This is a genomic window from Candidatus Tisiphia endosymbiont of Nemotelus uliginosus, assembly GCF_964264835.1.
In the GTDB taxonomy this organism is placed as follows: Bacteria; Pseudomonadota; Alphaproteobacteria; order Rickettsiales; family Rickettsiaceae; genus Tisiphia.
Genome location: NZ_OZ183485.1, coordinates 277,124 through 300,937, shown reverse-complemented (window position 1 = coordinate 300,937; position 23,814 = coordinate 277,124). Strand labels below are relative to the sequence as shown.

Genomic DNA, 23,814 nt, shown 5'->3' with positions numbered 1-23,814 from the left:
ATTTCTTTGACTGATTTCGAAACTCGCTTTTAATCAAGAAATTGCAAGTAATTCGGAGCACAAAACCGCAGCGTACTTATGTACGTGAGCATCTGAGAACTTGAACAACGACGATGCCAATTCTTGAAGTTCACCGAGTATATATACTCCTCGTACTCGAAGAGTTGGATTTGAGGTCAACTTTCTAGCTCTAATGATCAAAGAGTGTAAGGGAGAACAGAAGTTAATAATTTAATTAAAATCGCAAATAGCCTAATATAAAATTTTTTAAGGAAGAATCTTTATGACGGGAATAATAAATTTTTACGGGCAATTAAGTAGTACTCAGCAATTTGATCAAATCAGAATTAATATTGCTAGTCCTGATCAGGTACGTTCATGGTCTTTTGGTGAAGTGGCAAAACCTGAAACAATTAATTATCGTACATTTAAACCAGAGAGAAGAGGGCTATTTTGTGCTACGATTTTTGGGCCAGTTAAGGATTATGAATGCCTGTGTGGTAAATATAAGCGGATGAAATATCGAGGTATTACATGTGAAAAATGTGGAGTTGAAGTTACTACTTCTAGGGTAAGAAGAGAAAGGATGGGGCATATTGAATTAGCTGCTCCGGTAGCGCATATATGGTTTTTAAAATCCTTGCCGTCAAGAATTAGTACGTTGCTAGATATGATTATGAAAGATCTAGAAAAAGTTTTGTATTTCGAAAATTATGTGGTAGTAGATCCTGGCTTATCTGCTTTACAAAAAGGGGATCTTCTATCCGAGGATGCGCTGCAAAGAGCTCAAGATGAATATGGGGAAGATAATTTTACCGCTTCGATAGGAGCAGAAGTAGTACAACAAATGTTAGCAGAACTGGATTTAGTAGATCTGAAAAAAAGTTTGCAAGAAGATTTATTAAATACTACTTCAGAAGTCAAAAAGAAAAAAATTGTTAAAAGATTAAAATTGGTTGAGGATTTTCTAGAATCTGAAAATAAACCTGAATGGATGATTATGAACGTCCTACCAGTGATTCCTCCGGAAATCAGGCCTTTAGTCATGCTTGATGGAGGAAGATTTGCCGCTTCAGATCTTAATGAGCTTTATAGGAGAGTGATTAATAGGAATAATCGATTAAAAAGATTATTGGAATTAAAGGCTCCAGATATTATCGTTAGAAACGAAAAAAGAATGTTGCAAGAATCAGTTGATGCATTATTTGATAATGGTCGTCGTGGTAAAGTAGTAAAAAATACTAATAAACGTCCATTTAAATCTCTTAGTGATATGTTGAAAGGAAAGCAGGGCAGGTTCCGTCAGAATTTGCTTGGTAAGAGGGTGGATTATTCGGGTCGCTCTGTTATTGTGGTAGGGCCAGATCTAAAATTACATCAATGTGGTTTGCCAAAGAAGATGGCCTTAGAATTATTTAAGCCATTTATTTATTCGAAACTTGAATTATATGGGATTGCTACCACTATAAAAGCAGCCAAGAAAATGGTAGAGTCAGAAAAACCAGAAGTATGGGATATCTTAGAAGAAGTAATTCATGAACATCCTGTTCTTCTGAATAGAGCTCCTACTCTGCATCGTTTAGGGATTCAAGCATTTGAACCATTATTAATTGAAGGAAAAGCTATTCAATTGCATCCATTAGTCTGTGCTGCATTCAATGCTGATTTTGATGGTGACCAGATGGCGGTGCATATTCCTCTTTCAATTGAAGCCCAGCTTGAGGCACGAGTTTTGATGATGTCCACTAATAACATTTTAAGTCCTGCAAATGGGCGGCCAATTATTGTGCCGGATAAAGACATAGTACTCGGACTTTATTATCTAACCATGGCTTTTGATAATGAACCTGGAGAGGGAATGAAGTTTGCTAATATGGCCGAAATTGAGCATGCTTTGCACCACAAGGTAATCACTATCCACTCAAAAATTAAATTTCGTCGTAATATATTAAATGTAGAAGGGCAAGTTGTGCCTGCTATGGTTGATACTACTCTTGGTAGATTAATTATGGGGCAACTATTACCTGATAATTATAATGTTGGTTTTAAAGTGGTAAATAAAGCCATGACCAAAAAAGATATATCTGGGGTAATTGATCTGGTATATCGTCATTGTGGGCAAAAAGCTACTGTGATTTTTGCAGACCAATTAATGAAGCTAGGATTTAAATTTGCTTGCTCTTCTGGTATTTCTTTCGGCATGGATGATATGGTCGCTCCAAAATCCAAAAATTATCATATTAATTCCACCTTGGCCGAGGTAAAAGAATTTGAACAACAATATGCGGATGGCTTAATTACTTACGGCGAAAAATATAATAAAGTTATTGATTCTTGGTCTAGATGTACGGATAAAGTGGCAAATGATATGATGAAAGAAATTGCCACCACGCCAGTTAGTGATAAGCCTAACCATCAGAAAGTAAATGCCATATATATGATGGCGACTTCCGGAGCGCGTGGTTCAGCTGCTCAGATTAAACAACTAGCGGGTATGCGGGGTTTAATGGCTAAGCCATCGGGTGAAATTATTGAAACTCCTATTATTTCTAACTTCCGAGAAGGACTTACGGTACTTGAGTATTTTAATTCAACTCATGGTGCACGTAAAGGGCTTGCTGATACTGCGTTAAAAACTGCTAATTCAGGGTACTTAACTAGAAGATTAGTGGACGTTGCCCAGGATTGTATAATCACTGATGAAGATTGTGCTACTACTAAAGGTATAGAAGTAAGAAGTATCATGGATGGTGGAGAAGTAATTGTTTCGCTTGCTGAACAAATTTTAGGTAGAACGGTTGCAATAGAAGTATATCATCCATTAACTAATCAATTATTATTATCTGCGGGGGAGTTAATTAACGAAACTAAGTTAGAAGAAATAGAATCCTCAGGTCTAGATGCAGTCCTGGTCAGATCTGTGTTAACTTGTGAAATTGCAGATGGGATATGTGTAAAATGTTATGGTCGCGATCTAGCTACTGGTTCCTTAGTGTCAGTAGGTGAAGCAATTGGGGTTATTGCCGCGCAGTCAATTGGTGAGCCTGGTACTCAGCTCACTATGAGAACATTCCATATTGGAGGAGCAGCAACCAAAGGGGTGGAAATATCATCGATCGAAGCGTCGCATGATGCAAAAATTAAAATATTAGGACGAAATGTGGTTGTTGATTCCGCAGGACGCAAGATTGTAATGGGGAGATCTTGTGAATTATTGTTATTGGATAATAATGGGAATGAAAAAGCAAGGCATAAAGTGCCATATGGGGCAAGGTTAATAGCTGATGACGCTGATAAGGTTAGTAAAGCAGAAAAATTAGTTGAATGGGACCCTTATACTATTCCTATTATTACAGAAAAATCTGGTAAAGTCTTATTTAAGGATATGGTAGAAGGAGTCTCGTTACGGGATGTGACTGATGAAGCTACTGGTATTTCTAGTAAGGTTATAATTGAATCGAAACAATATTCTCGAGGGGCAGAATTAAGGCCACGGATTCAGCTAGTGGATGAAAATAATAATACTATAATGTTATCTAATGGTTTAGAGGCTAGGTATTATATACCTGTTAATGCTATTTTAAGCGTTGAAGATGGTGCCCAAGTGTCAGTAGGAGATATTTTAGCGCGTATTCCTAGAGAATCTACTAAAACTAAAGATATTACTGGTGGCCTCCCAAGAGTTGCTGAATTGGTAGAAGCCAGACGCCCTAAAGATCACGCTGTTATTGCAGAGATAGAGGGAAGAGTTGAATTTGGGAAAGATTATAAGTCAAAAAGACGTATCGTTATTCATCCGAGTGATGGCTCTATGCCAATTGAATATATGGTGCCCAAAGGTAAACATGTGGTTGTTAATGAGGGGGACTTTGTAAAAAAAGGAGATATGTTAATTGATGGTAACCCAGTGCTGCAAGATATTTTAAAAGTAATGGGAGTAGAGGCCTTGACAAGCTATATGGTTGGAGAGATTCAGGCAGTGTATCGTCTGCAAGGAGTAAAAATCGATGATAAACATATTGAAGTAATCATTCGTCAGATGTTACAAAAGGTAGAAGTAACAAATTCTGGGGATACTACCTTAATGGTTGATGAAAAGATTGACCATAGGGAATTTGCTGAAATTAATGCTAAAGCTATTAGTAATGGCTTAAGGCCAGCTGAGGCTCAACCAATTTTGCAAGGTATTACTAAAGCGTCTCTGCAGACTAGATCTTTTATTTCAGCTGCTTCTTTCCAGGAAACAACGAGAGTTTTAACAGAGTCGGCTATAGCAGGGAGAGTTGACAAGTTACGTGGTCTTAAAGAAAATGTAATAGTAGGTAGGTTAGTACCAGCAGGAACAGGTTTTTATATGAATAGAATGCGTAAATTAGCTGCAAAATTGGATCAAGAAGAAACTAATTGAAATATAGCTCACAAGAGATTTAGTGGGTAATATCGCCACAGTGCTTTAGTGAAGGATATACTTGAATTTCAATCTAGGGTTGCCTTCAACCTTGTGGGTAATACCATTTCCGAAAACTAAATTAGCACTAGGAGTATGGGGGCCCGCTACCTGCTCGTACAGGCGTATCACACTACTGGACAAAAATAGAAAATGGTTAAAAAAACATATTATTTTAAGTACAAAATGTTATTTTTGAGATAATAATTGCTAAAAACGAGCTTTAGCAGATAACAATTTTTGTACTTTTTCAACCATCTTCTATTTTTGTCCAGTAGTGTGACAGAAATATACGTGAGGAGCAGAAGATCATGCAGTACGACGAACGTAGATAATTTAGTTTTTCGGAAATGGTATTATGTGGCTTCTCCGGCAAGTTCTATTGCCAGCATACTAGGAGAAAGGTCATAATGATATAAATTTGCATATTCTGACTTAGGCAGTAAGTTTTTGTTTAACCCAGGTGCAAGTCGGAGGCTAAGTTTTTGGCAAGGGAACCCCATAATATCTCCAAATGTTCTAGCCACACTATTACTATTACCTGAGTGTAGGTCATCGTCATTTCCACCAAATAATTGGTAAGAGATCACACGTTGATCCAAAATTTTTGCTGCTTCCAGTGCTGCATCCCAACGTTGTATGATATTATCCTCAGCTGCTGTTATTAAGGTTTTTGCTTCTTGGGCTTCTTTATATAGGCCATAAAATCCTGGTCTAGAGAAGATAGTATTAGATGTTGCTGAGTGCAATATGACTTTCAAAGGATCACCAAAACCAAAACTTATTGGCTTATAATGACCAGAATTTTGATCAACTGCCCCACCATGTAATTCATATTCAACTTGACCCTGCTCGTTATAAAGGACAAAAAATTGATGAGTTGCAGCTCCTATTATCGAAAATTCCCTTAATTCTATCTTAGCTAAAGATTCTTGATTTGATTGCATAACTACCTTCGTAAGGAAACTAATATTTGTTTATCAGTAACTTTTATAGTATATTTCTATAAAAATTTCCTGCACCACCTAAGCCTGTATTTTATTGCTTTACCAGTTGCTAAAACTATTTTCTTGTGTGTGATTCAGGAGCATTGTGTTTGTCTATTATTGGAGAAAACGCATTTTCAATTGGTAGCAAGTTTAAACGGTCTATTATTGACATAATAATTTTAATACCTTCTGGTTCATTGCTATTCCCATGTACTAATATAAAAGCTCCTGGGGTAATTTGTTCTCCTTTTGCTAGCCAACAATTGCTACCTAAGGTAATCAGCCCAAAACTTCGTAACTTCTCAAGGAGGGTTTTATCGGAGATAAGACCTGGAAAACGAAAAAATGGCGTAGGAACTATATTGTATTGTAATAATATCTTCTCAGTCTCAAGTATTTCATCTTCAAAGCTGTCTTTATTGAAAAGTAAAAAATTATTCTCAATTGGTAAATCTCTATAATAGGGATGACTAAATGAATGGTTAACCCAAGTTATTTGCAGTTTTCCTTTATGATGTTGTTCTTTAAGCCATAAAAATTCTTCGGTATGCTTGACTATCCATAAACCAGACACACATAAGCTTATGGGGATAGTTTTGTGTAATTTGTCAGATAACTTAATTAATTTTAAGAAAAATTCTCTTTCAAATTGCTTAGAAGAAGGGCACATATCAATTGTTAAAAAATGCTCTTGTAATCTATCACTTTGAGTAGCACCACAATTATTGTATCGTTCACAAGATGCATTAGTGTATTTATTTAACGCTTGTAAATAAGGAGTATCATTAAGTTGTTGAATATTAAAATACCTAGATCCTCCTTGTTGTTCTATATTTTGAGGGTAACGGTAAGATAAGCTGGTAGCAGAAGCAACACATGTTTTTAGTGAATAAGGATCTACAAGCACAAAAAACAATTGATTGCCAGTATAATATGTACGTATAGCTATCTTGATTTTTCCTGCTGACGTATAAACTGGAATAAAAATTTTTTTATAATCTTGTATCTCTATTTTGTTTTCTGTGGTGGCATAGGACTTAGCGATACCTAAGCAACCACACAAAGCTATCATAGTCATTACATATCTGATATATTTTAAGGGCATTTGTTATAATGTGTTTTTTTAAGGGTAATGATACTATAAAAGATAGTATGAGTTCAAGAGTAAATTAATTGACTATAAAATAAAAGATACCTTACTAAAGTTGACGAATATTAATAAATTCTCTATAACTAAGTAAAGATATTAACTAATAGAAGTTTAATTTTTACTTTTTGAATTTTTTTATAATAACTGATAATCATAGGAGGAAGTAATGTCACCTAAATCAACATCTACAAACTCAATCCCTATAGATCAAGCGTACCCGGGCGCCTTTAAGCCCGGCACTGGTATTAATGTTTCACCTTCTACTATTCATGGAGTGATAAATAGTTATAAAATAGATCCTTTCCCCGCTTCAGAGCAAAACCGCAATCATTATGATAGTCGGGGAGGAGCCCAGATAAAATATCTCATTATGCATTATACCGTGGACGATTTTGCTTTATCGGTGGATAAATTTACTGCTAATGTGGATACAGGTCGTACTAGTGCACACTTTATTATTACTGAGGAATCAGAAGAGGTCAAAGGCGGTCAATTACTGCAGGTAGTACCAGATGATATGAGAGCTTGGCACTCAGGAGTTAGTCGCTGGCAACAGGATAAAAATTTAAATGCAATATCTTTAGGTATTGAGCATGTCAATAAAGGATTTACTGAAGGAGAAGAGCATGCTCAAATAGCTCAAAATAGACAATACTATCCTTTTGATGAAGAGCAGATCCATACTTCTGGGATAATAAGCAAGGCTATAGTCAGTCAATATAATATATTGCCTCAACATGTCTTGGGGCATGAAGATATTACTCCAGGACGTAAATTTGACCCAGGACCCTTGTTTCCCTGGGCTAAGTTTTATCAGAGTTATGGGGTAGGTGCCTGGTTGGATGATGATGAAATGAATAAGGATGTGATCATCCAGAAATATCATCCTATAAGACCTTATCCTACCTGCCCGGATCAGAATATTTTATTGCAAATGTTAATAGCATATGGGTATTGTCTTACAAGTACTACTGCTTCAGACGTTATAAAAGCTTTTAAAGCCCACTTTTCAGCTAACCAATGTCCTGAGTTATATGATGATGTGATTAGGCAAGAAGAAATGTTTTGGGCTTGGGCGCTAGAAGCAAAATACTGCGCTGTTAGAGGTTGAAAATCAACTAAAAACTAACGCCTATATCCTATCAAAGGAGCTAGCTTATTTTTACATTTTAGTATATTTTAAAAAAAATTAGGCTCTACTTATCTATTAAACAAATCTGATATTAGCATTTAATAGGTAATGTAGAGCCTTATTCATTACGCAGATATGATAAGATTTTCATAAAATTATTATAATAACTTAAAGGGATATATTAATGGAAAATTATGATTTAGCAGTCATTGGAGGGGGGCCAGGAGGATATGTTGCCGCAATTAGAGCAGCTCAATTAAATAAAAAAGTAGTGTTAATTGAAAAAGAACATTTAGGGGGTGTTTGTTTGAACTGGGGATGTATACCGACCAAAGCTTTACTAAAATCGGCAGAACTATTTCAAAAAATAAAACATGCTCATGATTATGGGATAGAAGTACAAGAGCCAAAATTTGATTTAAAAAAAATGGTCAAGCGTTCTAGGTATATCTCTTTGCAATTGACTACTGGTATTAAGTTTTTATTAAAGAAAAATAAAGTGACAGTCATTGAAGGGAGTGCTACTTTAGAAACAAATAAAATATTAAATATTACTAATAATGGGAAAAAGCTTTCTATTAAAGCTGCTAATATAATAATTGCTACTGGGGCAAGAACTCGCACCTTAGAAGGATTTAAACCTGATGGTAAGCAAATTATTACTTCCAAAGAAGCTTTGCTCCTTGATGAACTACCTAAATCATTGATTATAGTTGGTTCAGGAGCGATAGGAGTAGAGTTTGCATCATTTTATAACAGCCTTGGGGTGCAGGTTACTTTAATTGAAGCACAAAATAGAATCCTACAATCTGAAGATGTAGAAATTTCTTTATTAGCCCAAAAAATCTTTGAAACGAAGGGAATCCAAATTCATACTAATGCAAAATTATTGAGTTGTACTAAAAATACCGATCATGTCGCTCTTGAAGTAAATATAGGTGGCACTTCTAAAAAATTAAATTCAGAAATTGTACTTATGGCAATTGGTATAGTAGGTAATACCGAAAATCTTAATTTAGAGCGAACCAAAATTAAAATAGAAAAAGGGCATATTGTCACTAACCAGTTTATGCAAACTGATGAAGCAGCAATTTATGCAATAGGAGATGTAACAAAATCTCCATGGCTTGCGCATAAAGCTAGTCATGAGGGGATTATTGCCGCTGAAACTATGGCGGGACTAAAAGCTCACCCTATTAATAAAAATAATATAGCTGGCTGTACTTATTCTTTTCCTCAAATTGCTAGTGTCGGGCTTACCGAAGAAGGTGCTAAAAAAGCAGGTTATCAGATAAAGGTTGGTAGATTTCCAACTAGTGCTAATGGCAAAGCATTAGTGGATGGTTATCATGAAGGTATCATTAAAACAATTTTTGATGGTAAAACTGGAGAATTGCTAGGCGCCCATTTAATCGGTGATGAAGTGACAGAGCTAATTCAAGGTTATGTAATCGCCAAGAGTATGGAGGGTACAGAAATTGATTTAATCAATACTATTTTTCCTCACCCCACTTTATCAGAAATGATGAGCGAGGCAGTTATGCAGGCATATGGACGAGCCATTCATATATAAGACTGCAATATTTAGTAGGTGATACAATAAAGTTGGTAGGACTTATGCTGACATATCACCTATAAGCCTTTCGCAGGCTCTACCATAAAATTTAAATATCATCAACTAAAATACGAAGGCTATAAGTCAAATTATACAGCTTTTATTTTATTATATCTTACATTTTTTAATCTTAAAAACCTTATTGGCATGTTGCTGATCTATTGCTTAATATTTAATTAATTTTTTAACGAAAAATTAATTGCTAAATATCATATTGTTCATATAATCCCCCTTGTTTTATCAGTTCGGCTTTAAGAGTGGTAGCTCTAAAATAATGGTATTTAGAGTAACTAAAGGTATGGTTATGGTTTCTTTGTAGCTTGGTTATTTAATAGACCTCTTGCATAACCTAAAGATAATTGAGGAATTTTTAGGAAAAACGAAGTCGAGTACCGCAGCGTACTTAAATTGTACGTGAGGAACGGAGACGAGTTTTGACAACAAAATTACCAATTAGATTAGGTTATGCAAGAGGTCTATTAAACCAGCACCATTTGATTACACCAGCATTATATAGACTTAATAAAGGTGTAAGGCCCATAAGCGCAAATCTCTGCCGAGTATAGTAGAACTAAAATAACTAAAACCTTAGTAGCTTGCTGCATCTAATTTCATCATAACGGAGAAGGGTAAATGACCATGTTTAACAGACGAGTAACTGGCATGCAAGGAGAAGTTAACATAAAGAAGCCTTTTGATCTCTCTCTAAAACTTGGCTCAGGTTTTGTCCAGCAACAGGTAGCAGATAGTCTTAATCAAGTCAGGGAAGCACTGAACATATTTGGAGTAGACTTATCAACATCAGTTAAACAAAAATGTATACTTAAAAAGGTCTCAGATAGTGAATTAACTAGAAAATATATCATGGGTTATCAGAATACTACAGTCTCTGGTGACTATAGCTTTTCAACAATCGATGAAAATACCAACACTATAAACTGTACTATAAGAATTAATAATAACATCACTAATCCTCAATCTTTACATGAGATGATAGTGCATGAGGTAGGACATGCTGCGGTTAGACAAGCAACGGAAGGTATCCCCCTACTCGTAACGTTCACTGAAGGAATCCCACAATATATGGTAATTTATAAATCCCCTGAATCCATACAGAGTTATTGTCAAGAGCTTAAGCAGGAGGTTATAAACAATACGCTATCTTTGGATTGGGATAAGATGTTAACGTTTAACAAAGTATATACCTTAGGTAGCATTTTGACAAAATTTTTTGAGGATAATAATCCCACCTTAATAGGGGGGTATGTAATATGTGTTAGAGATAGCAAACAAGCCTTTCAACGTTGTGTTGATAATCTGGATAACTGTAGTCGCAATAATTCTCCCCTATGCTATAATACTTACACAATATGTCGTAACCATAAGATCGAATATAAAATATGTAATGAAGTTTATCAACAATGTATGAAACCTCATGATGACCACTGTACTGCTATATATAAGGTATGTATAGAGCTAATGAATAAACAATGCTTGGAACCGGCGCGGAAGTTTTATAATAATGGAGAGGGGTTTAAAAAGTTCATATATAATAATGGTCAAACTAAGACCTTCTCTCAATCCCAAAACCCAGATCGCCCCCTACGTGATGAGCCGTACAATATCAAGTTTAAGGAAAGGAGTGCTTATAAACATCCACAATCATACACTAAATATGTACCTATTGACAATAAAATATCCAAATCTATTACTAAGCCATATACCAAGAAAATCTCTGTTACTAGCTCCAATATTCAGCCGCCTTCTGCTATTAAGGAACCTTTGACCACCAAATCTCCTATTAAGACAATGAGTGCTAAGGATGCAAATCCTAATCCTGTTACGGTAATTTGCAAGAGTGTAACAAAAGATTGTGAGTTTTCTGATTATCCTTTGCAAGACCCTAATATAGGGGTGCCATTGATAATAGCAAAGGAAGGGGATATTACGAAGCGTGTATGTGATAAAGATGCAAATATGGCTCCGTGGCTTAATGGGGTGAAAAAGCAATTCGGCTTCCAGAAGCCACCTCTCCCTAAGACTCTACTTCAAGGTATAGAGGAAAGGTGTCCTCCCATCAAGAACTCGGACTTCATTTTTGACCCCAAACTTGATGATCAATTGCTACAGATGAAGTATGGGGTAATACCTAATAAGGGCAGGCCTGCTATTTTAAATCACCAGGGAAATGATGATATTACTGCATCTTACCACTCTTGGCCTGATTTACCTCCGCTTCTATCGAAGCCTACAGTAGCGTCAACACCCGCAGCTGCAGATACTGCGATGCTTACTATATTATTACCTATATTATTACCATTAGGGCTATTATTAATAGTAGGTTGGGTTGGGTATGTTATATGTAGCAGATACAGCACTAAGCAGAAACCAATTGAGCTTGTTATAGAAAAGTCAGGGAATATAACGCAGATGAAGGATGAGAAGCAAGTTGCTACAAACCCTTATAAACAAAATAGCAAAATATATAGTAGGGTTAATAATAATATAATAGATGAAGAGTCAAACAGTAATGGCATAACGGATCTAACTGGGAGGGAACAAAAGCAAGTAGGTAATGGTATTAAGAATATCCTAAATGATGTAACTGATAATATGAGTACAAATCATAATGCAAGAGATACTCAAGATAAAAAAATAACACTGCAAGCTCTCCTGGAGGCCGCAGGGCTCAACGCGCAAGGGGCGCAGAGTAACCCGGATCATCAAGATAATCAGGATTCACGCAGGGAATACAACCATGTAGCAGACGTTACTGATGACACGTCTTCCTTAGGAGAGGTGCCGGCACATGGATATGATGCGTCCTAAACAACTAAAGTGATAATTTTGTTATTAAATATTATATTTTTCTACATAAAGCTCATAATAATAGTATGTAACTGTTAAAGCTAGATGATACTATTAATATAGGTATAAATTATTAGTGAAGAGATATATAATAAAAAAACAACTAGACGTGTACAAAAAGAGAGGGTGGAATGCGCGAAGAAGAACCTACTAATGAAATATTTTTAGATAATATTATATCTAAAAAATTGGCTCACTCTCAGTCAATAAATCACCAGCACAATACTCCTGAATTTAAAAAAGCCTCTAAGAATTTTATAAAATTATTAAAGAGGTCTAAGCAATTCAAACCTATAAAAACGGCAGTAGTGCACCCGACTGATAAGGAATCGTTGCTTGGGGCGATTAGAGCTGCGCAGCTGGAGGTGATTATACCAATTTTAGTAGGACCTAAGCATAAAATTGAAGCGGTTGCGCAAGAATGTGAGGTAAATTTAGCTAATTACCAGCTTGTTGATGTAGAACATAGCCATGAGGCGGCCGCAAAAGCTGTAGAAATGGCCAGTAAAGGAGAAGTATATTCTTTAATGAAAGGGTCGCTACATACTGATGAAATAATGTCCGTAGTAGTAAGAGAATTACGGACAGAAAGGCGGATGAGCCATGCTTTTCTTATGTCAGTAGCAACGTTTTATAAGCCATTTATTATTACTGACGCTGCGATTAATATCCATCCCAGCTTAGAAGAAAAGAAAGATATCATCCAAAATGCTGTTGATCTCATGCAAGCTTTGCAGCTGCATGAAGAAGAGATTAAAGTTGCTGTATTATCTGCTGTTGAAACAGTGACTTCTGCTATCCCAGCCACTTTAGATGCTGCTGCTTTATCGAAGATGGCAGATAGAGGCCAAATTAAGAATGCTATAGTTGATGGTCCCCTGGCATTTGATAATGCTATATCATTGTATGCTGCTGAAGCAAAAGGCATTGCCTCAAGAGTATCAGGCAATGCCGATATTTTGATGGTCCCAGACCTGGAATCAGGTAATATGTTAGCTAAGCAATTAAAGTATTTAGGTAATGCGCTTATGGCGGGTATAGTGCTTGGAGCGCGCGTACCAGTAATCTTAACGAGTCGTGCAGATCCTATGGATATGCGGGTAATTTCTTGTGTACTGGCTTCTTTCCTTTATAATTTTAAAACTAAAATACTTAAGTAGCAAGGGTTTATGCAAGAAGTAATATTAACAGTTAATGCTGGTTCATCGACTTTAAAAATTGCTATATTTGCTGTTCATGGCAAAATAATTGGTGATTTTCTTTATAAAATTTTATTAGAAGTATTAGATAATAAATTATTATTTCATGTAAATAATGGAGAGAACTCGTATCAAGTGGATACCAAACCGGTAGAAAATGATATAATGAGTTTAATGATTAATAGCTTTGAGAGCTGGTGGGATGAACGAAAAGAAGATTTGAATTTGCGTGCTATAGGACACCGGATTGTCCACGGGGGAGTGATGTTTACTAAGCCAGTAGTAGTGGATCAGCAAGTGATTGACCAACTAATTAGTCTAATACCGTTAGATCCCTTGCATTTACCATATAACCTTCAAGCATTAAATTTATTTCAAGAAAAATATGCCACACAAAAACATATAGTCTGTTTTGATACTGCTTTTCATACTTCCCAATCGCGTTTAGCTAAGTCCTTTGGCTCGCCTAAAGAGTTTTATGAGGAAGGAGTATATCGCTATGGATTTCATGGCTTATCTTACCAATGGATAACTCAAAATTTTAGTAAGCTAATAGGACAAAAATTGCCGCAGCGTACTATAATAGGGCATTTAGGCAACGGTGCTAGTATGTGCGCGCTCTATGAGGGTCAAAGTATCGCCACTAGTATGGGGTTTAGTGTGATAGAAGGTTTAATGATGGGAACGCGCTGTGGCTCTATTGATCCTGGGGTGATATTATATCTTTAAAATAATAAAAAAATGTCTCCTAAGCAAATAGAAACATTATTATATCGTCAATCAGGATTATTTGGTGTTTCAGGAGAAAGTGCAGATATACGGACCCTATTATCAATTAATGATCCAGATGCGAAATTTGCTATAGATCTGTTTATTTATAGAATACAATTAGAAATTGGCAAATTGTGTGCTGCACTGAAAGGTTTAGATTGTTTAATTTTGACTGCTGGGATTGGAGAAAATTCAGCAATAATTCGTCATTTAATTATGACAGAATTAGAGTGGCTTGGAGTAAAAATAGATGAGCAAAAAAATCGCGAAAATCAGTATGGTATTAGTAGAGAAGATAGTAAAGTTCAAGTATTTATTATTCCTACTAATGAAGAAGGGGTAATCGCGCAAGATGTTGTGGAGGTGTTATATGCTAACTAATATATACTCTAGGAATTGCAAGAATTGAGCTCTATCGTGTCTAAAGTTCTCGAGGGTGCTGCTCACGTACTTATATGTACTGCTTGCGCTCTGAGGGCTTTGGCTACTGCCTAGTGCTTCTTAAAGTTGATTCTATCGCACTCAACTCTTCGGGGACGAGTAGTATATGAAACGATCAGTTTAGAAGAGCGCTACTATCAGATTCAGAATCTGAATCATCAATGGATTATATATTAATATTTTAGGTTTTGTAAGGAGACAAAATTTTTTGTGACCTTGTTGCGATCAAGTCTTATAGTTGGTTTTTTTACTCTATTGTCTAGAATATTTGGTCTTGGCAGAGAATTATTTATTGCTTCATTATTTGGGGTGGGCAGTATAGCTGACAGTGTGAATGTAGCGTTTAAATTGCCTAATTTATTCAGGAGACTTTTTGGAGAAGGCGCATTATCGGTAGTGTTCGTTCCTATTTTTAACTCTAAACTTTTGGAGGCGCCTGCGGCAGCACGCTATTTTACTGGCACAATTTTTACTATATTGTTATTTACCTTAACCATAATAGTAATATTAATGCAGCTATTCATGCCTTCATTAATGTTGATTATTGCGCCGGGGTTTTATGAAGATTTAGAAAAATTTAATTTAACAGTTACTTTATGCCGTATTACTGTGCCATATCTGATTTTTATCTCAATCACTGCTTTGTTAGGAGGGATTTTAAATTCACTAAAAAGGTTTGCAGCTTTTGCCTTTTCACCAATTATTCTCAGTTTATCTGTTATATTAATTACCGTATTATTGGAGAAACATGTAGAAGCGCCGATATCAGTTAGTATATCGTTATTAGTAGCAGGAATATTACAAGTGATATTTATGTTTTATTGTGTTATTAAAGTAGGGCTATCTTTTTCATTAATATTTGCTCCGTTTGATAAAGATGTGAAAAAATTTTTATATAATATGGGGCCGGCAACTGTTAGTTCTGGAGTTCAGCAACTGAACATATTCATATCGCAATCAATAGCTAGTTTTATTGAAGGCGCTATTTCAATATTATCGTACGCCGATAGAATATATCAGTTTCCCTTATCAATAATAGGGGTCACTTTTGGTACGATATTATTACCAGAATTATCCCAATCCTACCACCAAAATAATATAGCAAGGATCACTAAGATTCAAAATAATGCTATTAAAATAGGATTGTTGTTATCTTTACCGGCTACCTTCGGTATTATGGTATTATCGCAACCTATTATTCATATAATATATGAGAGGGGCGCCTTTACTGGGTCAGATACAGTTAAGACCGCACAAGCTATTTCGGTTTTTGCTTTAGGGTTACCAGCATTTATTTTTACTAAAATTTTAATGCCTATTTTTTATGCTAACCAGAACACTAAAACTCCTTTAAAAACTACCGCATACTCTCTTCTGCTTAATACCATATTAAATATTATATTAATGATACCATTTGGGCATATCGGCATTGCCCTTGGCTCTTCTATAGCTGCTTGGTATAATGTCTATTTATTATATATATATACCAAGGAATATAGACATTTTTCTCTTGACACAAAGCTATGTTTTTTCGTGTTTAAAACCTTACTAGCTTGCATAATCATGATATTAGTCATTTTATTAATTAAATATTATTGTTTCATATATTATTTTTCTAACTCACTGGCGATTAAATCATTTATGTTAGCGGTCACTATATTATCGGGTATGGTAGTATATTTTGCAGTAATTTATTATTTTAAGCTTTATCCGTGATAATCAAATAATTTATAATTTAATACGGGCGCCATCTAATTATCAAGATTTCTTAAAGACTGTTGCAATATTGACAATGTTAATAGATCATCTAGGCTATTATTTCTTCACAGAATATCAAAGCATGCGATGTGTTGGGTGTTTTAGTATGCCGATTTTTTGTTTTTTTGTTGGTTATAATTTTGACAATATTCCAAGAACTCGTGTGTTAATAATAGGCCTGTGTCTCTATCTTTTTACAATTATATTATTTAAATCGCATAAAATAGTGTGAAAATATCGAAACTTTAAAAAAAAGATAAAACCTGTAAAGAGTAAGCTGATCTTTTGTTGACAATTAGTAAGAAAAAGTTTAGCATGGCACTTGAGTTTAATAATTAACTCTTTAATAGTAGTGAAAGCCTTGTAAATATTAATTATCTGGTTGAATTTCTACGAAGAGTTTCACGTTAAGTTCAGATAAATAAACTCTATACTAAAAGGTTTTTATGACTACTAAAGTAGGTAAGGTTAAATGGTATAATCCAACCAAAGGTTTTGGTTTTATTGAGCCAGATGATGGAGGAAATGATATTTTCGTCCATGTAACAGCTTTAGAACGTGCTGGGATCTCTACCTTAAATGAAGGGCAGCGTGTTGGTTTTGAACTAGAAGAAAGCAAGGGAAAAATTTCTGCTGTTAACCTGCAATTAATAAAATAATATTTATTTTACAACTGCAATCAACTACTCAAAATTTATGAGTGGTTATTAAACTAGTGAATTTTGGGTAGTATCATCTTTCTCATGCCCCAGTTATTATCTCTGTGGTTCAATATTTTACTATAAACAATTGTAATTTTTCATTTGTAGTGATGTAAGCAATATAGAACAACACGCAGAGGGCTAGTCTTAGGATATATATAAAAAAACACTTTGTTTACTAAGTGCATTCAATGCATATTAATATTAAAAAGTTTATTTATATACGTCCCTTCTTTAGTGTACTTAAATGGTCAGTTTACTTGTTATCTTGATTACTGAGGCGAATTAACTTTGAAAATCAGGAATAAGGACTAAGTACAGAAAATGTCTATAAGGCTGCATATAGCTTGGGAGCACTGTAAAATTGGCACTATTAGATTGAAATACTAATTTACAATATGTACTACTTTCACTTCTCTAGCCTTGCTATTTAATGTGTTGTTCTTGAAGTTGCTTCTATCGTCTACCAACTATTCCTTTATGCGCAGTGTACATGCTAAGTTCCTGATATTTTTAAATGTCCTCTATGGAGATAATAATAGTAATTAAAGTTGGTCTGCTATATTATATTTATCCTGTTATTTTGAACTATATTAGAAACATATTATGCATAGAAGAAAATTGGAATATAACAATAGCAATTTTTGTTAAATTGGGCTGGCTGCAGGTAATTCAGCAAAAAACCTAATAGATTTACTATAGAAATTTGTTTTTAATTTAAGATAACAATATTGGATTTATAATGAAAAATTTTAATTTACCCGACGAAATACTATTCTCATTAGAGAAAATGAAGATAACATCCCCAACCGACATTCAAAAAGAAGCGATACCAGTTGCTATGCAAGGTGAAGATATTTTAGCATCTAGTCAAACTGGATCTGGTAAAACCCTTGCCTATTTGTTGCCTATAGTTACTTCCTATCTTAATGCTAAAACTATGTCATTAGTTCTAGTGCCTACCAGAGAATTAGCTACCCAAGTGCGTGACACTCTTACTAAAGTAACTACTAAAATTAATCTTCCCACTGCAGTTCTAATAGGTGGGCAGCCTATGTATAAACAATTTGCGCAATTACGCGCTAATCCTAAAGTGATCATTGGAACGCCGGGGCGTATAATCGATCATTTGTTACGGGGTACTTTAAAATTAGATACTACTCAGCTTGTAGTACTTGATGAAATGGATAGAATGCTTGACATGGGAATGAAGGAACAATTAGAAGAGATTAATAAATATATATCGACAAAAAGACAGGTTCTGATGTTTTCTGCAACTATGCCCAAACATATTATTGAATTGTCTAAAAAATATGTAGTTAATCCTAAACGTATTACTATTGGTTCTACTACTAAAGCGGCAGCTCAAATTACTCAAGAAACTTTACGGGTTAATGATAAAGAAAAATTTACCGAATTAGTCAAGCAATTAAAGGATAGGAGTGGTTCTATAATTATTTTTGTTAAAACTAAACGTGGGGCTGAACAGCTTGCAAAAATGTTAAAAATTGAAGATCATAAGGCGGAAGCGATACATGGAGATTTATCCCAAGGTAGGCGCGAAAGAGTGATTTCGTCATTTCGTTCTTCTAGACATAGAATTATGGTAGCAACCGATGTTGCAGCTCGGGGATTAGATATTCCGCATACTCAGCATGTGATCAATTATGATTTACCTATGTGTCCCGAAGATTACTTGCATCGAATAGGTAGAACGGGCAGAGCGGGAGTAGCAGGCTCTGCTTTATCGTTTATCTCGCCTGAAGATAATATTAGGTGGAAAGCTATTGATCGCTTAATAAATCAAGGCGAAACAACCTTAAGAAAAGATATGATGGGAGATAAAAGACGTAAAAGGGTCTTTAACAGCCCTAAAGTTGGTGAGGGAAAAAGAGGTTATTTTTCTTATAACAATAATCGTAATAACGATAAAAAACCATATGATTCGCGTCGTCGGCCTAGCAAAGTATCGTAGAGAAGTAATTAAACAATATATACAATAATTTATTAATAATAACCTCTGCTGAGGTTATTATTATACTAGACTTCTTACATAATTTTATTTTGGCTGGTAATTTGTGTGTCGATCTGATACTGCCAATCTACACGTACATTTAAGTATCGCATAAAGCATTAAAGTGCTGAATATAGTTTGTAGTTATAAGAATGCATATCTATCATGCTTTCTGTACGCCATCTTGTCTATAACCTTACTAATTTATGCTATATGGTGTGGGTCAAGGTACCGTGTCTCCTGTAAATTCCCTAGCAAAAGCGAATTTTGCCAGAACTCTACTGTACTGAACGAATTTATAAAAAATGCATAAAAAAGCTTGATTTTTTGAGAGATTTTGATAGTGTCCGGTCTAGCTTGTATATAACTTAAGATTACCGTAACAGTACATGCCCGCGTGATGGAATGGTAGACATAACGGACTTAAAATCCGTGGGGCGCAAGCCCTTGCCAGTTCAAGTCTGGCCGCGGGTACCATTTCTCTAATTTTGATAAGTTACGTATATGTTTATTCAAACTGAACTTACCCCTAACCCAAACGCAATAAAATTTCTGCCAAACTTACCTATTAGTCCTAACCATTCATTTCATTTTAATAGTATAGAGGAAGCATTAGATAAAAGTAGTTTGGTAGTTGAGCTATTTGGAATTAATTATATCAAATCTATCTTTTTAGGGCAGGACTTTATTACTGTAACTAAAGAAGAAAAGGGCGAGTGGTTGACCTTAAAACCTGAGATATTAATGGTTATAATGGATTATTTGACCTCAGGATTAGCTGTTTTTGATAGGCAAAGTAATGAGGGAAAGGTAAGGAATGATGCAGAATTATCGGAAATTGAAAAACAAATTATAGAAATTATTGACTCGCGAGTACGTCCTTCTGTTGCTATGGATGGAGGGGACATAATATATCGAGGCTTTGAAGCGGGGATAGTGAAATTAGAATTGCGAGGTGCATGCTCCGGTTGTCCTAGTGCTACTATTACTTTAAAAAATGGAATTGAATCTATGTTAAAGCATTTTATTCCTGAGGTAGAAGCCGTGGAGGCGGTAGATTAGTTTGATAGATAGTTATAGGGGAGAAAAAATTGTTCTTATTTGCAGATGATTAAGTATCCTGTCCATTTTAGAAGGAAAATATGTCAAGATTAGCTATAGTTACTGGCAGTACAAGAGGAATAGGTAAAGCTATTTCGATCGCCCTAAGAAATAAAGGGTTCACTGTTGTAGCAAATTTTTGTAATAATCAGCAGTCAGCTAAAGAGTTAAGTGATAATTTTGCTATTACGGTTAAGCAATGGGATATAAAAGATTATACTGCGTGTTGTAAGGCGGTTGAGGAAATTGAAAAGGAATTTGGACGTTGTGTTAGTGTATTAGTAAATAATGCATGCATTACTAGAGACGTAATGTTACATAAAATGTTAGCGAAAGAATGGCAAGAAGTTATTGATATTAATTTAAGTTCGTGCTTTAACATGTGCAACGCCGTAATTAACCAAATGAGACAGCAGAATTACGGGCGAATTGTTAATATTAGTTCCATTAATGCTCTTATGGGGCAAGTGGGACAAACTAATTATTCTGCGTCTAAAGCTGGTATTATAGGTTTTACTAAAGCGTTAGCTAAAGAATCAGCTTTAAAAAATATCACGGTGAATTGTATAGCGCCTGGCTATATTATGACAGAGATGGTTAACAAAGTACCAGCGCCAGTTGTAGAGCAAATAATGCAGGCTATTCCAATGAAAAGGTTTGGTAAGCCAGAAGAAATAGCAAGAGCTGTAGAGTTTTTAGTAGATGAGGATGCGGGTTTTATTACTGGGGAAACCTTATCGATTAATGGTGGGCATAATATGTTGTAAATATTGATGGGAATCAAATATACTCAATGGATTTTTCTAGTGCAACCTAACCGGACACTAGAAATTTTCATCGAGTAGATACACGTTAGTAGACTATTTGTCACTTAGTATAGTAGCGTTTCGCAAGAAGTCTATCGTCTATTGTAACGAAGATAAATAAAAGACTATCGCTGCAGCGTTAGAGACGTTTAAGCTGTCTATCTGGTTAGAAATTGCAATCTTGGTGAGAGAATCACATGTTTTTTTTACCAAGCGTCTGATTCCTTTGTCTTCAGAGCCAAGCACTATTACTACTTTTCCGGTAAGTATTTTGGGGTGCAAGAATTGTGTTGCGTTGCTATCAAGGCCGACAATCCAAAAATTTTGTTTTTTTAAATATTCTAGCGCCCACCGTAGGTTAGTGACTTTAATAATTTGTACTAATTCTAGAACACCAGAAGCTGTTTTTGCTATAGTAGCATTTTCATTGGGGGTATTATCTGTTGGTAATATTATAGCCGTAATATTAAAAGAAGCAGCACTGCGAATAATTGCTCCGATATTTTGGGGGTCGGTTACTTGATCTAGCACTGCAATTTTACAATTAGGATCAGTCGTATTAATATCTACAATATTGTTTAAAAATATAGTTTTAACATAGGCAGCTATTCCTTGATGATTTTGATTTAACCCAAACAGGCGCGTGAAAGAATCCATTTTGGTAATTTCGCATGGGAATTTAGAGAGTAAATTGTTATTTGAGGAGAAAATTTCTTCGGTACATAAAATATTTTGAATATGACGTTTGGGGTTTTTAAGAGCTGCTAATACAGTATGTTTTCCATATATATAATAAAAATCTTTGGGATGTTTAGGGTTATTTGTCATCTTATTCAAACCTAGAATAATTAATTCTTGACACAAACTACTATTTATTATAGAAAGTTACAACTGATAAACGTTCTGGGTATGTAATATTTAAGTATTAGCCTATTTAGGATCTATAAGATAAATAAAAAGAACCGATATTAAAGAATGCTTGGGGATACAGTAGTGAAATTTGTTAGAATGAGAGTAGGGATTCTACTACAATCTACCGTTTTACTAAAACTGTTATATTTGAATGATGCTGGAGAGTGAATTAAAAATCAGGAGTTAAGAAGCTTTAGGAGAACTAAAAATACATAAGTACGTAAGTTCTGATGTTTTAAAAAACAATTCGTAGGATATCTCAAGAGTTTATTGTATTTTTCTTCATAGAACTTAAATTAACTCAGCAAAAATAAGCAAGGGATTTTATTAGCTGTTTGCGCTAGTTATGCTGTGCTTTACGTTTTATTGAACTATTTAATACTTGCGTAAATTCTTCGGAGGAATGGCCGAGTGGTCAATGGCAGCAGACTGTAAATCTGCCCGCGAAGCGTACGAAGGTTCGAATCCTTCTTCCTCCACCACATTGGTTAGGTGAAATACGCGGGTGTAGCTCAATGGTAGAGCCCCAGCCTTCCAAGCTGGTTGCGTGGGTTCGATTCCCATCACCCGCTCCAAGAGTGTAGTAATAGTTGTTGGAAATTGGGTAAACTTGTATTGTTAATTTTGTATTAAACCTTAAATTGTGGAGAAAATAAATTATGGGCAAGATAAAATTTGAGAGGATAAAACCTCATTGTAATATAGGCACTATAGGTCACGTAGATCACGGTAAGACCTCTTTAACAGCTGCTATCACTATAGTGCTGGCAGAAGAAGGAGGGGCAAAAGCTACTAAATATGATGAGATTGATGCAGCGCCTGAGGAAAAAGAAAGGGGTATTACCATTTCAACAGCTCATGTGGAATATCAAACTGCCAAAAGACATTATGCTCACGTAGATTGTCCGGGCCATGCCGATTATGTAAAAAATATGATTACTGGGGCGGCGCAAATGGATGGGGCTATATTAGTAGTATCTGCTGCGGACGGTCCGATGCCTCAAACTAGAGAGCATATTTTGCTTGCAAAACAAGTAGGTGTCCCTACTATGGTGGTGTTCTTGAATAAAGTCGATATGGTTGATGATCCAGATTTGCTGGAACTGGTCGAAATGGAAGTAAGAGAGTTGCTATCTCAGTATGGTTTTGATGGGGATGCAATACCAGTGGTTAAAGGGTCAGCTTTACAAGCTTTAGAAGGTAAGGCAGAGGGAAAGGCAGCTATTAAGTCTCTAATGGAGGCAGTTGATGAGTTTATCCCGCAGCCTACAAGGTACACGGATCGTCCTTTCTTAATGCCTATAGAAGATGTATTTTCTATTTCTGGTAGGGGTACAGTAGTGACTGGTAGAATTGAGAAGGGCATAATAAAAGTAGGAGAAGAGGTGGAAATTGTGGGTATAAAAGATACTCAAAAGACTACCTGTACTGGTGTAGAAATGTTTAAAAAGTTATTGGATCAAGGTGAAGCAGGCGATAATGTAGGGATATTATTACGTGGAACTAAGAGAGAAGAAGTATGCAGAGGGCAGGTGTTAGCTAAGCCTGGTAGTATAACTCCGCATACTGAGTGTGAAGCTGAAGTGTATGTATTAACTACAAAAGAAGGAGGACGGCATACGGCTTTTACCACTAATTATCGTCCTCAATTCTACTTTAGGACTACCGATGTTACGGGCGAAATTACTTTGTTAGAAGGTAAAGAAATGATTATGCCAGGTGATAATGCGAAATTAAAAGTGACATTGATTCATCCTGTAGCTATGGAAGAGGGGGTACGTTTCGCTATTCGTGAAGGAGGTCGAACTGTAGGGGCTGGAGTAGTAGTAAAGGTGTTAAAATAAGTGAAAACATTGTCTCTTTATCTAGACTGGATATTTATTGTTTAGAGAGAAGCTATGCTTGTTATT

Annotated in this window: 15 protein-coding genes, 3 tRNA genes and 1 pseudogene; 16 read left to right on the top strand and 3 right to left on the bottom strand. The window is 35.4% G+C overall.

Annotated features, from left to right (window positions below; all coding sequences use genetic code 11):
* Window positions 1-283 precede the first annotated feature (283 nt).
* Window positions 284-4,408, top strand: a complete 4,125-nt coding sequence (gene rpoC / locus ACFELV_RS01335) for a DNA-directed RNA polymerase subunit beta' (protein WP_375326422.1) — start codon at window positions 284-286, stop codon at window positions 4,406-4,408.
* A gap of 395 nt (window positions 4,409-4,803) precedes the next feature.
* Here the strand turns inward: rpoC and ACFELV_RS01330 are convergent, their stop codons facing one another.
* Window positions 4,804-5,394, bottom strand: coding sequence for a hypothetical protein (locus ACFELV_RS01330; protein ID WP_375326421.1), 591 nt, complete (start codon window positions 5,392-5,394; stop codon window positions 4,804-4,806).
* A gap of 115 nt (window positions 5,395-5,509) precedes the next feature.
* On the bottom strand, window positions 5,510-6,526 hold the full coding sequence (locus tag ACFELV_RS01325; RefSeq protein WP_410521661.1) for a polysaccharide deacetylase family protein: 1,017 nt from the start codon (window positions 6,524-6,526) through the stop codon (window positions 5,510-5,512).
* A gap of 226 nt (window positions 6,527-6,752) precedes the next feature.
* On the opposite strand from ACFELV_RS01325, the gene ACFELV_RS01320 reads away from it, so the two are divergent.
* The 12 genes and pseudogenes from ACFELV_RS01320 to ACFELV_RS01265 all read left to right on the top strand — a co-directional run bounded on the left by ACFELV_RS01320 (window position 6,753) and on the right by ACFELV_RS01265 (window position 20,953).
* Window positions 6,753-7,697 (top strand): N-acetylmuramoyl-L-alanine amidase, encoded by a 945-nt coding sequence (locus ACFELV_RS01320; protein WP_375326420.1) that lies wholly within the window; start codon window positions 6,753-6,755, stop codon window positions 7,695-7,697.
* Window positions 7,698-7,902: 205 nt separating this feature from the next.
* Window positions 7,903-9,291, top strand: coding sequence for a dihydrolipoyl dehydrogenase (lpdA, locus tag ACFELV_RS01315; protein ID WP_375326419.1), 1,389 nt, complete (start codon window positions 7,903-7,905; stop codon window positions 9,289-9,291).
* Between the two features lie 675 nt (window positions 9,292-9,966).
* On the top strand, window positions 9,967-12,162 hold the full coding sequence (locus ACFELV_RS01310; RefSeq protein WP_375326418.1) for a hypothetical protein: 2,196 nt from the start codon (window positions 9,967-9,969) through the stop codon (window positions 12,160-12,162).
* 170 nt (window positions 12,163-12,332) lie between these two features.
* A complete protein-coding gene (locus tag ACFELV_RS01305) occupies window positions 12,333-13,361 on the top strand; it encodes a phosphate acetyltransferase (RefSeq protein ID WP_375326417.1) in 1,029 nt (342 codons plus the stop codon).
* Window positions 13,362-13,370: 9 nt separating this feature from the next.
* Window positions 13,371-14,552, top strand: a pseudogene (locus tag ACFELV_RS01300) (acetate/propionate family kinase).
* 270 nt (window positions 14,553-14,822) lie between these two features.
* On the top strand, window positions 14,823-16,328 hold the full coding sequence (gene murJ / locus ACFELV_RS01295; RefSeq protein WP_375326416.1) for a murein biosynthesis integral membrane protein MurJ: 1,506 nt from the start codon (window positions 14,823-14,825) through the stop codon (window positions 16,326-16,328).
* Entirely contained in the window at window positions 16,306-16,602 is a 297-nt protein-coding gene (locus ACFELV_RS01290) for a TraX family protein (protein WP_375327482.1), read from the top strand. Before murJ ends, ACFELV_RS01290 begins: the two co-directional genes overlap by 23 nt.
* Window positions 16,603-16,816: 214 nt before the next feature.
* Window positions 16,817-17,029 carry a cold-shock protein gene (locus ACFELV_RS01285; protein ID WP_375326415.1) on the top strand — a complete coding sequence of 71 codons (213 nt, stop codon included), beginning with the start codon at window positions 16,817-16,819 and terminating at the stop codon, window positions 17,027-17,029.
* A gap of 784 nt (window positions 17,030-17,813) precedes the next feature.
* Window positions 17,814-19,046 carry a DEAD/DEAH box helicase gene (locus ACFELV_RS01280; RefSeq protein WP_375326414.1) on the top strand — a complete coding sequence of 411 codons (1,233 nt, stop codon included), beginning with the start codon at window positions 17,814-17,816 and terminating at the stop codon, window positions 19,044-19,046.
* Between the two features lie 430 nt (window positions 19,047-19,476).
* Window positions 19,477-19,562: transfer RNA gene (locus ACFELV_RS01275), tRNA-Leu, on the top strand.
* Between the two features lie 27 nt (window positions 19,563-19,589).
* Window positions 19,590-20,147: a NifU family protein gene (locus tag ACFELV_RS01270; protein WP_375326413.1), complete on the top strand. Its 558-nt coding sequence runs from the start codon at window positions 19,590-19,592 to the stop codon at window positions 20,145-20,147.
* An 80-nt stretch (window positions 20,148-20,227) separates the two neighbouring features.
* A complete protein-coding gene (locus ACFELV_RS01265) occupies window positions 20,228-20,953 on the top strand; it encodes an SDR family oxidoreductase (protein ID WP_375326412.1) in 726 nt (241 codons plus the stop codon).
* Between the two features lie 138 nt (window positions 20,954-21,091).
* On the opposite strand, the gene rlmB is transcribed toward ACFELV_RS01265, so the two are convergent.
* Window positions 21,092-21,820, bottom strand: coding sequence for a 23S rRNA (guanosine(2251)-2'-O)-methyltransferase RlmB (gene rlmB / locus ACFELV_RS01260; RefSeq protein ID WP_375326411.1), 729 nt, complete (start codon window positions 21,818-21,820; stop codon window positions 21,092-21,094).
* Window positions 21,821-22,301: 481 nt separating this feature from the next.
* Between rlmB and ACFELV_RS01255 the strand changes: the two genes are divergently transcribed.
* From ACFELV_RS01255 to tuf, 3 genes are all read left to right on the top strand, one after another.
* A tRNA-Tyr gene (locus tag ACFELV_RS01255) sits at window positions 22,302-22,386 on the top strand.
* A gap of 19 nt (window positions 22,387-22,405) precedes the next feature.
* Window positions 22,406-22,479: transfer RNA gene (locus tag ACFELV_RS01250), tRNA-Gly, on the top strand.
* Between the two features lie 84 nt (window positions 22,480-22,563).
* The gene (gene tuf / locus ACFELV_RS01245; RefSeq protein ID WP_375326410.1) at window positions 22,564-23,748 is read left to right on the top strand and encodes an elongation factor Tu; all 1,185 of its coding nucleotides are present in this window, start codon (window positions 22,564-22,566) and stop codon (window positions 23,746-23,748) included.
* Window positions 23,749-23,814 lie beyond the last annotated feature (66 nt).

Bases quoted from the DNA above. Each gene is read 5' to 3' on its own strand.
- rpoC (WP_375326422.1), top strand. From the start codon at position 284: ATGACGGGAATAATAAATTTTTACGGGCAATTAAGTAGTACTCAGCAA.
- ACFELV_RS01330 (WP_375326421.1), bottom strand. From the start codon at position 5,394: ATGCAATCAAATCAAGAATCTTTAGCTAAGATAGAATTAAGGGAATTT.
- ACFELV_RS01320 (WP_375326420.1), top strand. From the start codon at position 6,753: ATGTCACCTAAATCAACATCTACAAACTCAATCCCTATAGATCAAGCG.
- lpdA (WP_375326419.1), top strand. From the start codon at position 7,903: ATGGAAAATTATGATTTAGCAGTCATTGGAGGGGGGCCAGGAGGATAT.
- ACFELV_RS01310 (WP_375326418.1), top strand. From the start codon at position 9,967: ATGACCATGTTTAACAGACGAGTAACTGGCATGCAAGGAGAAGTTAAC.
- ACFELV_RS01305 (WP_375326417.1), top strand. From the start codon at position 12,333: ATGCGCGAAGAAGAACCTACTAATGAAATATTTTTAGATAATATTATA.
- ACFELV_RS01285 (WP_375326415.1), top strand. From the start codon at position 16,817: ATGACTACTAAAGTAGGTAAGGTTAAATGGTATAATCCAACCAAAGGT.
- ACFELV_RS01280 (WP_375326414.1), top strand. From the start codon at position 17,814: ATGAAAAATTTTAATTTACCCGACGAAATACTATTCTCATTAGAGAAA.
- ACFELV_RS01270 (WP_375326413.1), top strand. From the start codon at position 19,590: ATGTTTATTCAAACTGAACTTACCCCTAACCCAAACGCAATAAAATTT.
- ACFELV_RS01265 (WP_375326412.1), top strand. From the start codon at position 20,228: ATGTCAAGATTAGCTATAGTTACTGGCAGTACAAGAGGAATAGGTAAA.
- rlmB (WP_375326411.1), bottom strand. From the start codon at position 21,820: ATGACAAATAACCCTAAACATCCCAAAGATTTTTATTATATATATGGA.
- tuf (WP_375326410.1), top strand. From the start codon at position 22,564: ATGGGCAAGATAAAATTTGAGAGGATAAAACCTCATTGTAATATAGGC.